The organism is Escherichia sp. MOD1-EC7011, from assembly GCF_002965005.1.
GTDB classification, from domain to species: Bacteria; Pseudomonadota; Gammaproteobacteria; order Enterobacterales; family Enterobacteriaceae; genus Escherichia; species Escherichia ruysiae.
This window is the reverse complement of record NZ_PTRD01000048.1, coordinates 21051-33193: the sequence shown is the minus strand read 5'-3', so window position 1 is coordinate 33193 and position 12143 is coordinate 21051. Positions and strand designations below refer to the sequence as shown.

The window sequence follows — 12143 nt, the reverse complement described above, 5'->3', positions numbered from 1 at the left end:
ACAGACTAAGGAGGATTAACTGTTTAATTCTTTGGAACAAAAAAATGCAGTTCCTGATCATCACACACCATTATTTCCACAGGCTTACCATTTTTATCCAGTAAATTTGGATTGGTTTCAAATGATTTGCAGTTGTTTTTACTTTTAAATGAATCAAGGTACAGGGTATTAATGTCAGATTCGTCATCTGTTGTTTCTCTTGAAATCAGGTACTGTATTGCAGTAAATATCCCCACACAGAAAATTGTGATTAGGACAACATAATAAACAATTATTTTGGTCATTGATTATTCTCCGTACAGAAGTCCATCACGGTTAGGGTCGAGTTTTTTCCAGTGGACAGAGCCATCGTTGCATGTCCAGGCCTCCTGGGCAGGACGGGTGAATATTAAACCGGGTTCAGATTCACGGGAGTCCGTCACGGTGCACTGGTGTTCTTGTCTGTATTGTTTCCAGCGAGCATCGTCTAATAACTGGATGCAGTACGCCAGAAGGATGAGCACTCCGGCACAGGAAAAGAATAAACATTTTGCTTCGGTTGCGTTCATGATAGCCAGTCCTGTAGATGCTGATGGCGGGAGCTGCTGCCCTTGTGCCAGCGGCAGTGGCTGCCGGGAGCACGCTCCAGTCGGAACAGAAATCGGTTGTCGCGTAGTACCACCACGAGACAGTTATCCGGCGTGCAGAAACGTCGGGCAAGCTCATCGGGGTCTGTCGGTGTTTTCGTTGAAAACAGCCTGCGTTTGCAGTGTGCGTCGACGACCAGTATTTGCAGTCGTCCGGGATGTTGCTGTGGCATCAAAGACTCCTTCCGGAACGGGAAAAGAAGCAGCTGTACCGTCATAACTGCACGTACCGGTTGCGAAAAAACGGCACAAGCGAGTAGTGACAGAAAGAATGTCGGAAACGGCAGGAAGGGCGGTACAGGCTGCGAAGACTGGAAACGGGGTATGTCGGGGATTACACATCCTCAGTGTAATGTGATAGTCGTCTGCTCCTGTGTTGCACCCCAGACATCTTCTGGCAGGCTGGGCAGCCCGATAAATAGGGTGTGAAAGAGGGTTTCTCTGCGTTCGATCCCGAATTGATGTTCGTATCCTCTCACCACCTGAAATCCTTCGTCGGAGAATATTAACTCTGCCGTTTCCAGAAGCTGCATAGTTTTGCGGTGTAGTGGAGTGATCAGCTGCAACGTAACTGGTGCCCTCATATCGCCTGTCGGTAGAAAACACTCTTCGGTGCGACTTAGTTGTAGCAGATGACGTTTCCCGGAACAGGCCCGTTCAATGGATTCATTGAACACCCTCTCAGGCCATGGGCAGACATATGTGCGCCAGCCTGCTTTCTGTAATTTACCCAGTGCAGCCCGAAAACGAAACAACGGACATTCCCCGACAGTGGCAGAGCTGAGAAAGAGCGTATTCAGCGTTCCGATGATGGGAATATTGCGATCTTTTTCGGTCAATGCTTTTAACGCCATGATTTCGCCAGGGAGACTACGGAACTCAGGATGTCTGCTGGCACCAGAAAGCCATTCAAGCAGGTAATGCCGTAATCCGGTTTCACTGGTTATATTGTGGTTTTCCTGTGCCGTTTTCAGGGCATTCAGTGCACACCAGAGCAACTGGCGCACGGGATGTTCTGTCGTGGTCATGCGAATGTCCTACTGTGAGATGAAAAGAAGACCGGTATCCGCTCTCTCCGCCACACGTGATGGCACGGGCCGGCCTTTGATAAAACGAATCAATACTCTGGGGTGAAGCCTTTTATTTCTTTCGCCATTAAGAAATACACGATTCCATCAAAAGACAGGGGGAGTCCATGGTGGGGATGGCTTCGTGCAGGCTTCACTCCAGAATATTCTCTGAATTGAAAAAAGCCCGGCCCGAAGGCCGGGAAATACTGGCTATGGGATGTTTACAAGGCGCTCCATAAAGCCGTGATGTTCGGCATTTGATACCAGTTCCAGGAGCAGGGATATCCTCGACTCAGGCTGGAGAGTATTTTCCATTCTGAGGAGATACTGATATTGTGCTTTTGTCAGCCATATGCTGGAAGCCGCATTCAGCTCTTCCCTGGCTCCCGGATTTAGCACAGGGTCCGGGTAAATCTTCATTAATCCATCAACAATATCTTTATTGACGGGTTTTATTTCACCGCCAAACTTCACGAAATCAATGAAGGCGCTATGGCGACGTAATGCCGATACTGGTTGAATGTCAAAATTAGCCAGAATAAAAAAGTACCCTGGAAAAATAGCGAATATTCTTTCACGGTAACAGCGCCTGGAGTCTGCCCGTCTTATCTTTCTTGTTATTAATGGAGTCCATGGTACGACGTTTTGCTCATTCAGCCATGAGAATAAAGATTCTCTGTTTTTGCCGGCTGTATTATATTGCGCAAGATACCAGTTCCGGTTATTCAGGTGTTCTATATTCACGAAGTTCAACGCTCCGCGCAAAACCGATCCATGATGGACGATTTTGCGATGTCAGGCGAATATGCTAAATCATATGTCTGAAGCAGTGTCCAGCCCATATCTGGATAAACTGCAGTTCTGACAGGCATATAACCAGCAGACTCTAGTACGTTCTGTATCGGTGATTTGGCGAACTCACAGATAAAGAACGGCTAAGCACTAATATCAGCAATACAGTGGCACAGTATTGTGATACGCGAAATAAAACATCAGCACGTCAGTTCAGAGTAAGATCGCCATATATCGGGCATGAGCCAGATACAAATAACTGGGACACCGTCTGAAGTGATTTGCTTTATTAAAGTAACTTGTGCTTGGTGTTTATGTTTATCAATTTGGGATCGCCTGTAAAGTGCAAAATGCAATTTCCATGAAAGTGTCCCCTTTAATGGGGACACCTGTTCACATTTTTTCGTTTTCTTTAGCTGTATTGCTAATCATGAAAACGAAAGTTCGCATCAGCACAGCAGAGCGAAGTGCATCATATCCTTCCAGATTTAAATTCTTCAGGCTTCGCTTCAGGTAGGTTCGTACCGTTTCGGGAGAAAGCCGACAGTTCTGAGCAATGGCGTCGTAAGGAACACCCATTGCGTAAAAAACGCAGACTTTAAGCTGGTTTGTTGATAGCTCGGGAAACATGCCTTCCAACAGAGTGATGGCCGGTAGTTTCTGTATCATTTGAGGTGACATAGCAAAGGTCTCCGATGACAACTAAAAACGCTATCACCGAGTTCCTACGCTCATTGGTGATAGCCCAGACGGGGGTAGGAATACCGGCGTCATCGGAAACCGGCCAGGCTAATGCCTGCCCCGCCTGAGCTACCATAGAAGACGACAAGAAATACGAATTCCTGTCTTTATGGTATGGCAAAAAACGACGCCAAATGAAGAAATTAACTTCTGCGCCGACGATGACTACGCGGGTTCCTACGCCCGATCACAGTTTTGCCTGTGACCAGTAAAGGGTACTTAGTATAACTTACCGAGTCAACTAACAGCTTAAAAAATATACAAAAAAGCGTCAAAACTTAACGCTCCGCGCCGAAGCGATCCAGGCATGATGCTTCTGCTTTGTGGCGTTCGAACATGCTGGTCCATATGCACGAAACGGTGTCTGACCCTCGTCCAGACAATCCGCAGTTCTGACGAACATATGAACAAATATGCTCTTGTAGAGGCTGTTGTTACACAATTGGCGGGCTGTGTAACAAATGGTTTTATTATCTAAGAATTATTCTATTTACGATCGAATGATCTACAAAATGATTTTTTAAAGGTTTTTTAGATCGTTTAATTGCCTTAAAACAGAATATTATTCTGTTGGGTGGATCGGTTGTAAGATAAATGATCGTGAGTAGGACAAAAGTCGATCTTTTAATCCAAAAGAAGGATCTAAAGCAGAAAAATCTGCTTTTAAAAATAGATTTTGTTTTTTTTGACGCAGGTCAAGATTAACTCATTAGAGGTATCAGTGAGGAGGCACTGGAAGAGAAGAGATCGTTGTAATGCTTTTCAAATTAACGTAAAGCGGGTATATTTCGGCTGTTATTAGCTGTGCAGAGGGTGGCACTCTGTGGAGCAAGCGGCGAAAGCCGGACGGCAGAATGCGCCATAAGGCATTCAGGAGAGATGGCATGTATGGACAGTAAGTCAGAAGACTGAAGATGTTCCGGAAGCCATAAAAGGAAAACCCCCACAATCTTTCGACGAACTTGGCGGGACGCAGAAAGATAGTGGGGGCCTCACAGAATACGGGTAAAGTATAATGAAACCGTACCAGAGATTCAACCCTGTGCAGTGTATAAATACACGGCACAATCGCTCCGCCATAAGCGACAGCTTGTGGCAGGTCTGAAGAATACTCCATATAACGCAGTACACTGGAGTCAGTTAGCACCCGAAGAGCAGATCCGTTTCTGGGAAGACTATGAAGCGGGAAGGGCGACCACTTTCCTGGTTGAACCGGAAAGGAAGCGCACGAAGCGCCGTCGCGGTGAGCACTCCACCAAACCCAAATGCGAAAATCCGTCCTGGTATCGTCCTGAGCGCTATAAGGCGCTGAGCGGGCAGCTCGGGCACGCCTACAACCGTCTGGTGAAAAAGGACCCGGTGACCGGCGAGCAGAGCCTGCGCATGCACATGTCTCTGCATCCTTTTTACGTGCAGAAACGAACGTATGCCGGTCGCAAATATGCTTTCCGTCCGGAAAAACAACGCCTCCTCGATGCCATCTGGCCGGTTCTGGTCAGCTTCAGTGATGCGGGCACACATACCGTAGGCATGAGTGTTTCCCGTCTGGCCAGAGAAATCAGCCCGAAAGACAGCAAGGGGAAGGTTATTCCGGAACTGGAAGTGACGGTCTCCCGCCTTTCCCGTTTGCTGGCCGAACAGGTACGTTTTGGTGTGCTGGGTGTTTCAGAGGAAACCCTGTGGGACCGTGAAACCCGCCAGCGTCTGCCACGTTACGTCTGGATAACACCGGCAGGCTGGCAGATGCTGGGTGTCGACATGGTAAAACTTCACGAACAGCAGCAGAAACGACTGCGTGAAAGTGAAATCCGCCAGCAGCTCATTCGGGAAGGTGTTCTGCGTGAGGATGAAGATATCTCCGTACATGCGGCCAGAAAACGCTGGTATCTGCAGCGCAGCCAGGATGCACTGAAACACCGTCGTGCAAAAGCGGCAGCCAGTAAGCGCGCCAGACGCCTGAAGAAACTGCCTGCCGACCAGCAGATTCATGAGATGGCAGAGTATCTCAGGAAGCGTCTGCCGCCGGATGAAGCCTATTTTTGTTCCGATGACCATCTGAAGCGACTGGCCATCAGGGAGTTGCGTCAGCTTGAACTGACGCTGGCTGCGCCACCGCCGCACTAGACAGCACCATTCCTTCAGCACTGAATCATCGCCAGCCCCTTCGGGGCTTTCGGCGCAGGTATCGCTCAGCCCAAAATCCGTAGTAGTCACCTTAAATCCCCTCAGAGGGGCATATATGCCCATAAAACCACGCATCAGTCATCAGAACGTGGCCACGTCGTTTCAGTTATCCACATAAATCCGCAAACAAAGAACTTTAAGAAACTGCAAACCTGAAACAGCAAACCTGCAATATATTCTTAACCCCATCATTTAATCCCCTGCGTTGCTTCGCCGCAGGGAAAGTCTTTATCTCTGAAACCACTGTGAACAAACACAAAGAGGCCTTCGCTTGCAGCGGCCAAGGCCGCGCCGCTCAGAATCTAAAAGCACCTCCCACGCTGACGCGCGGGCCCCGAACCTCACCGTTCTGGAACCACAACAAAAAAAAATCAGGAATAAAAACACCACACAAACGCAGCACCGTGCCCACCCCTCATAACTGAAAAGCGAGGCCGCCCCCGCCCGAAGGGCGGGAACAACATCGCTTTTAATTATGAATGTTGTAACTATATTCCATCATGGCTGTTAGTGTTCTGGCTGAAAGTCCTCAGTACACGCTCGTAAGCGGCCCTCACGGCCCGCTAACGCGGAGATACGCCCCGACTTCGGGTAAACCCTCGTCGGGACCACTCCGACCGCGCACAGAAGCTCTCTCATGGCTGAAAGCGGGTATGGCTTAGCAGGGCTGGGGATGGGTAAGGTGAAATCTATCAATCAGTACCGGCTTACGCCGGGCTTCGGCGGTTTTACTCCGGTGTCACATGTAACCACAGCGTACCGCCTTCCATGCCGTTTACACGGCATACAGTGCATTGTGCTCATCTGATAAAAGGAAAATACCCTTCTGGATAATTCGGTTTTGTTAATACTGATGATATTTCCATCAGTATAGATAGAAAATCATATAACCTGTATTCTTGTTTAATAAACAGATATATTTATCTGTTTATTTTCGTATATGCAGGTACCCACTTAGCTGGGTCTGAAAGCTGGAATTGCCTGTAATCCAACGCCGGAAATCTGACAATGCTCGGTCTGTTCAAACTGGTCAGGTTTCCGGCAACTATCCCCATGCTGGAATCATGGGGTTTCTTTACTGTATCACTCCTTCCTGAACGCTTCCGCTGATTGATGGACATAAAATATCATCTATTTACCCTCCTGATTTTCGAGCATAAGTATCCAACTGTAGCTCTCAGCCACATTAGTAATAAATAGTTCGTACGTGTTAACCGGATACAGTATTTGTGGATGAGTGCTATGACTGAGTTTATCAACCCGGTTGGTGAGTCTGTCTGGTAGAACTCTCAGAACATGGTGCTGATACGCTTTCTGTGCAACACCGTTCAGACAGCACGCAGGTCTCTTTCCGTATGGTTATTATCCGTCTCTGCCAGATCGACCTCACTGTAATAACTGAGTGCGCCCCTCTGATTCAGAACATAGCTGAACACTTTTTCCAGTCTGAATTTACTCGACTGTGTGGCATTTTTCTCTATCCTCGCATGTAGCGAAGCCAGTAATGGTTTGAGCCACACCTGCCTGATAGTCAGTTGTTCTGGTTCTGGTAACCCGCGAATTTCACAATGCTGTACGGTATCATTGATATATTTTATTTTCCCGTTGTTGCACTTTTGCTACGGATGTACACATCGTGGATTTTCGTCAGCGATTCTCCTTCACGTTAAGCACTGAACTGCCGATCGTAATCTGTAAACATATCCTCCTGCTGGATACACTGGAAGTGGCGAAGGTGTTGATCCGGATATTTTTTTACCTGCAGATCCGGTAAGTTCATGAGCCACGCTGCCGGGGCGCTGTTCACCCGTTTCTCTGCCTGTTCAGAGGGGCCTTTCCAGTTTAGCTATGCGAATGAGGTATTCATGACGGTACAATATTACCTTCTGTATTAAGACGAGATTTTTCGTCCGCCTGCTTTGTTGCATGTATTACTGCTGGTGTTTTCTCCTTATTCGGAATATGGCTGGTGCGCCTCTCTATGATCTTATCCCTTCCCATTATCTGATATTAGCTGTTGTTATATCGCAAACCAGTTTCATCCTGATATGCATGGTGTTCAGGATGTTTTTTTTGCAGAAGCAACGCGCATTAATGTTGGCTAGTGCTTATATATGCGCAAATTTATTTTTGTGTAATGCATTTTTGTGGGTTTTCTTAACTGTATGTTTTTAAAGAAATTAATTTTAAATAATGTTTTATAATTTTGTTTTTCTGCTGGAGGGGGAGATATTCGCCGCAAGAATGAAATGATTCCCCCCCCCTGGAGGTGTTTTATTTTTTTTTTTTGCGTTTTATTTGTTTCTTCTTTATTGCCTGTACATGGCTCCTGGCTTTGACAGAAACGGCGGAAGGGAGACAAAAAACAATATTTTCTATGGATGTTGTGGCTTCGGCCTGTCATGTGGTGGTGGATGCGGACAGTTCCGGTAACAGTGACCGGCTGACATTCGGGACTTACCGCAAGTCCACGGGAGCATCCGTACCACCGCGTGACTTCACTGTGCGTCTGTATGAGTCCGGCGCCACGGTTCAGGGCTGCTCTGCCTTTAAGGCCGGGCAGGTCGCCACCCTGGATTTTGGTAACCCGGGGCAGCTGGACGCAGGGGGCGTGGTCACCCGCGGTGCTGGTGAGGGTATTCGCGTGGATGTGCGGGCAGTGGATACACAGGCTGATTATCGCGGACGTCTGACTCAGGACAGTCATTCGGTGAATTACCCGGTGGAGTTTGCTGCTAAGGGGCAGTTCCGTTTTCGTGCGCAGCCGGTGTTTCCGGCGAATGTGAAGGCGGGGGAATACTCGGGGGCACTGACCTTTGTGGTGACGTATCAGTAACTGAGAAAAGGATTGTGTGTGCAAGGGTATAAGGTAGCCGCTGAATCAATTCTGTTCGTATTTTTCCGGACTGTATACGCGCTTGCCGTATCAGTTGCTTTTGCCAGTGCCACAGGTATTGCAGGTGAAAAACTGGATATGTCCTTTATCCAGGGGGGGGCCGGGGTTAATCCGGAAGTCTGGGCAGCCCTGAACGGCAGCTATGCGCCGGGGCGTTATCTGGTTGACCTGTCCCTGAACGGGAAGGAGGCCGGGAAACAGATACTGGATGTGACACCACAGGACAGTAATGAACTGTGTCTGACAGAGGCATGGCTGACGAAGGCCGGGATTTACGTCAGTGCAGATTACTTTCGTGAGGGATATGACGCCACACGACAGTGCTATGTGCTGACAAAAGCCCCGTCAGTGAAGGTGGATTTTGATGTTTCCACCCAGAGTCTGGCGCTGTCCATTCCCCAGAAGGGGCTGGTGAAGATGCCGGAGAATGTGGACTGGGATTACGGGACCAGTGCATTTCGCGTGAACTATAACGCGAACGCCAACACCGGCCGTAATAACACCTCGGCCTTTGGCTCAGCGGACCTGAAAGCCAATATCGGGCGCTGGGTGGTGAGTTCTTCTGCCACGGCCAGTGGCGATGACAGCGGTGATAACTCCACCACGATAAACATGTTTACGGCCACCCGGGCCATCCGTGCACTGAGTGCGGACCTGGCGGTCGGGAAAACATCCACCGGGGACAGTCTGTTGGGCAGCACGGGAACGTACGGCGTGTCGCTGAGCCGGAACAACAGCATGAAGCCGGGCAATCTGGGGTATACCCCGGTGTTCAGCGGCATTGCGAACGGGCCGTCGAGGGTGACGCTGACACAGAACGGGCGGTTGCTGCATTCGGAGATGGTGCCGGCGGGTCCGTTCTCCATCACGGATGTGCCGCTGTACACCAGTGGTGATGTGACCATGAAAATCACCGGTGAAGACGGGCGCGAGCAGGTACAGAACTTCCCGTTATCGGTGATGGCCGGGCAGTTAAGTCCGGGGCAGCACGAGTTCAGTGTGGCAGCCGGTTTGCCTGACGATGACAGTGACCTGAAAGGCGGTGTGTTTGCGGCGTCATACGGTTACGGTCTGGACGGGCTGACGCTGCGCACCGGGGGGGGGTTTAACCTGGACTGGCAGGGTGTCAGCGCCGGGGCTGTTCTGGGGCTGAGTTATCTGGGGGCGGTATCTGCTGACGGCGCTTATGCCACGGCAAAATACCGTGACGGCAGCCGCAGCGGAAATAAGGTGCAGCTATCCTGGAGTAAACAACTGGAGATGACGAACACCGGACTGCGGGTGAGCTGGTCACGGCAGAGTGAGGAATATGAGGACATGTCCTCCTTTGACCCGACAGAGTTGTGGTCGCAGTCAAATCATTGTCGCCGGACGAAGGATGAATGGAATGCCGGTGTCAGTCAGCCGGTGGGTGGACTGTTCAGTCTGTCGGTGTCCGGCTGGCAGCGGAGCTATTACCCCGCATCCATGACCGGGAGTTACCGGTACAGCGATGACAACGGTAAGGACACGGGGATTACCGGCACCCTGAGCACACAGATTAAGGGTGTCAGTCTTAACCTGGGCTGGTCCGGTTCACGGAACACCCGGGGGGAAAACAACTGGTCTGCATCGGCGTCAGTATCGGTACCGTTCACACTGTTTGAACGTCGCTACAGCAGCAGTACGTCGGTGAGTACGAGTAAAGACGGTGGCACAGGCTTCAGCACCGGTGTGTCCGGCTCGCTGAATGACCGTTTCAGCTATGGCCTGGGCGGTGGTCGTGACAGCGGTGGTGGTGTGAGCAGTTATCTGAACGCGTCGTACAGTGGTGACCGGGCTTATCTGAATGGTGCCCTGAACCACTCGCAGTCCGGCGGAACCAGTGGTTCTGTCTCGGTCAGCGGTTCGGTACTGGCCGTTCCGGCGGCTAAAGACATTATGTTCAGCCGCACGACCGGGGACACCGTGGCTGTGGTGAACGTGAAGGATACCCCCGGAGTGAAGGTGACGTCCGGAGACGGACAGACTGACAGTGACGGCAACCTGGTGGTACCGCTGAACAGCTATGACTGGAACACGGTGACGATTGATGCGGGCACACTGCCGCTGAGTGCCGAACTGACGAACACCAGTCAGAAGGTGGTGCCGACGGACAAGGCGGTGGTGTGGATGCCGTTTGATGCCCTGAAAATTAAGCGTTACCTGCTGCAGGTGAAGCAGCGTGACGGTGAGTTTGTGCCGGGGGGAACCTGGGCACGTGACAGTAAGAACACACCGCTGGGCTTTGTGGCCAACAATGGTGTGCTGATGATTAACATGGTGGATGCGCCCGGTGATATCACCCTGGGCCAGTGCCGGATACCTGCGGCAAAACTGCAGGATACTGAGAAACTACAGGAGATTACGTGTGAGTAAGCGTAACGCAGTAACGACGTTTTTCACCAACCGGGTGACAAAAGCACTGGGGGTGTCCCTGGCGCTGATGATGACCTGTCAGAGTGCGATGGCTTCCCTGGCGGCAGACCAGACCCGCTATATCTTTTGCGGGGACAAGGATGCGCTGACCATCACGGTCACCAACAATGACAAGGCTCGTACCTTTGGTGGTCAGGCCTGGGTGGACAATATCGTGGAGAAGGACACCCGTCCGACCTTTGTGGTGACGCCGTCCTTCTTCAAAGTGAAGCCGGAGGGTCAGCAGACACTGCGTATCATCATGGCCTCGGATCATCTGCCGAAGGATAAAGAGTCGGTGTACTGGCTGAACCTGCAGGATATTCCGCCGGCTCTGGAGGGCAGCGGTATTGCGGTGGCACTGCGCACGAAGCTGAAACTGTTCTACCGACCGAAGGCACTGCTTGAAGGTCGCAAGGGGGCAGAAGAGGGCATCAGCCTGCAGAGCCGCCCGAATGGCAGGACCATGCTGGTGAACACCACGCCGTACGTTTTTGCGATTGGCAGTCTGCTGGACGGAAACGGGAAGAAAATTGCCACGGATAATGAGACGGCACAGAAACTGCTGATGTTCATGCCGGGTGATGAAGTACAGGTGAAGGGAAATGTGGTGAAAGTGGACTCCCTGAATGACTGGGGAAGCCTGCAGACCTGGACAATTAACCAGAAAAAGGCTGCGGCTCCTTCCGGGCAGAAGGCATCTGATTCGCCGATTAATCCGTCTGATAAGGCAGATAAAAAATAACCGCCCTCCGGAACACGGAACAGAGGGGTAAAAATGAAGAAAACAATGACGGCAGCCACCCTGGTCCTGAGTGCACTCAGTATTCAGGCAGCACTGTCCGCTGAATACAGCGAGAAAACGCAGTATCTGGGGGTGGTGAACGGTCATGTGTCAGGTAACAGCGTGGTGAAGGTGACCCGTACACCGACAGACCCGGTGCTGTACCGGAGTGGAGACACGACGCCTCTTCCCGGCAGCCTGACCATCCGTAACGCAGAGTTCAGGGCGGCATCAGGTGGCCTGGCGTATATCACGGTGAAGCAGGTGCTGCCAGATAACGGGGAAGCCCACATCACTCTGAAGACAGCCCTGATGGTTGACGGAAAGAAAGTGGCACTCAGCGCCAGACAGCAGGGTGAGGATGTGGTGATAACCGTACCGGAGGCACAGAAGCTGGTTGAGTTAAGAACGGATGCGCCAGCAGAGCTGGAAGTACCGGTCAGCTACCGGGGAAATCTGCAGATAGCGCTGCAGGTGGAAGGCTGATAATTCATTTTTGGCATAGATACATGTATCTCACGGCTCTGGAGAGCCGTAATTGGTAAAGGGATTTGCCGTTTTTTAAACGGGATTAACGTAAAACTGTTCTGAGTTAAACACAGTGTTTAATGAAA

11 protein-coding genes and 2 pseudogenes are annotated in these 12143 nt (G+C 50.6%); 5 read left to right on the top strand and 8 right to left on the bottom strand.

The genetic code is table 11. The features are described 5' to 3' along the window. Positions 1-23 precede the first annotated feature (23 nt). The 7 genes and pseudogenes from A7098_RS21045 to A7098_RS24325 form a co-directional block, all read right to left on the bottom strand. A pseudogene (locus tag A7098_RS21045) lies at positions 24-206 on the bottom strand (pili assembly chaperone); the annotation flags it as partial. 81 nt (positions 207-287) lie between these two features. After that, entirely contained in the window at positions 288-548 is a 261-nt protein-coding gene (locus tag A7098_RS21040) for a hypothetical protein (protein WP_000994493.1), read from the bottom strand. After that, complete coding sequence (locus A7098_RS21035; protein ID WP_001136187.1) at positions 545-799, bottom strand: PilI type IV pilus biogenesis protein; 255 nt, start codon at positions 797-799, stop codon at positions 545-547. Before A7098_RS21035 ends, A7098_RS21040 begins: the two co-directional genes overlap by 4 nt. A 171-nt stretch (positions 800-970) precedes the next feature. Beyond that, positions 971-1654 (bottom strand): conjugal transfer protein TraC, encoded by a 684-nt coding sequence (locus A7098_RS21030; RefSeq protein WP_000213859.1) that lies wholly within the window; start codon positions 1652-1654, stop codon positions 971-973. 252 nt (positions 1655-1906) lie between these two features. Then, positions 1907-2440 (bottom strand): transcription termination/antitermination NusG family protein, encoded by a 534-nt coding sequence (locus A7098_RS21025; RefSeq protein WP_001306770.1) that lies wholly within the window; start codon positions 2438-2440, stop codon positions 1907-1909. Between the two features lie 441 nt (positions 2441-2881). Next, positions 2882-3169 carry a conjugal transfer protein TraA gene (locus A7098_RS21015; RefSeq protein ID WP_000074855.1) on the bottom strand — a complete coding sequence of 96 codons (288 nt, stop codon included), beginning with the start codon at positions 3167-3169 and terminating at the stop codon, positions 2882-2884. 37 nt (positions 3170-3206) lie between these two features. After that, positions 3207-3365: pseudogene (locus tag A7098_RS24325) on the bottom strand (ash family protein); the annotation flags it as partial. A gap of 956 nt (positions 3366-4321) precedes the next feature. Here A7098_RS24325 and repA point away from each other — a divergent pair. Beyond that, positions 4322-5353 (top strand): plasmid replication initiator RepA, encoded by a 1032-nt coding sequence (repA, locus tag A7098_RS20995; RefSeq protein WP_000907867.1) that lies wholly within the window; start codon positions 4322-4324, stop codon positions 5351-5353. A 1388-nt stretch (positions 5354-6741) separates the two neighbouring features. Here the strand turns inward: repA and A7098_RS24425 are convergent. Then, positions 6742-6975 carry a transposase gene (locus A7098_RS24425; protein ID WP_353653193.1) on the bottom strand — a complete coding sequence of 78 codons (234 nt, stop codon included), beginning with the start codon at positions 6973-6975 and terminating at the stop codon, positions 6742-6744. Positions 6976-7724: 749 nt separating this feature from the next. Here A7098_RS24425 and A7098_RS20975 point away from each other — a divergent pair. From A7098_RS20975 to faeF, 4 genes are read left to right on the top strand one after another with little or no spacing between them, the layout of a single operon-like run. Next, entirely contained in the window at positions 7725-8249 is a 525-nt protein-coding gene (locus A7098_RS20975; protein ID WP_089581707.1) for a fimbrial protein, read from the top strand. Positions 8250-8267: 18 nt separating this feature from the next. Beyond that, positions 8268-10706: a F4 (K88) fimbrial usher FaeD gene (gene faeD / locus A7098_RS20970; RefSeq protein WP_157903665.1), complete on the top strand. Its 2439-nt coding sequence runs from the start codon at positions 8268-8270 to the stop codon at positions 10704-10706. Next, positions 10699-11490 carry a F4 (K88) fimbrial chaperone FaeE gene (faeE, locus tag A7098_RS20965; RefSeq protein ID WP_089581689.1) on the top strand — a complete coding sequence of 264 codons (792 nt, stop codon included), beginning with the start codon at positions 10699-10701 and terminating at the stop codon, positions 11488-11490. The genes faeD and faeE overlap by 8 nt, the downstream gene beginning before the upstream one ends. Positions 11491-11523: 33 nt before the next feature. Beyond that, positions 11524-12015, top strand: coding sequence for a F4 (K88) fimbria minor subunit FaeF (gene faeF, locus A7098_RS20960; RefSeq protein ID WP_089559543.1), 492 nt, complete (start codon positions 11524-11526; stop codon positions 12013-12015). Positions 12016-12143: the final 128 nt, after the last annotated feature.

Excerpts from the sequence above, each read along its gene's own strand:
- faeF (WP_089559543.1), top strand. The coding sequence starts at position 11,524 with ATGAAGAAAACAATGACGGCAGCCACCCTGGTCCTGAGTGCACTCAGT.
- A7098_RS21015 (WP_000074855.1), bottom strand. The coding sequence starts at position 3,169 with ATGTCACCTCAAATGATACAGAAACTACCGGCCATCACTCTGTTGGAA.
- A7098_RS21035 (WP_001136187.1), bottom strand. The coding sequence starts at position 799 with ATGCCACAGCAACATCCCGGACGACTGCAAATACTGGTCGTCGACGCA.
- A7098_RS21040 (WP_000994493.1), bottom strand. The coding sequence starts at position 548 with ATGAACGCAACCGAAGCAAAATGTTTATTCTTTTCCTGTGCCGGAGTG.
- A7098_RS21030 (WP_000213859.1), bottom strand. The coding sequence starts at position 1,654 with ATGACCACGACAGAACATCCCGTGCGCCAGTTGCTCTGGTGTGCACTG.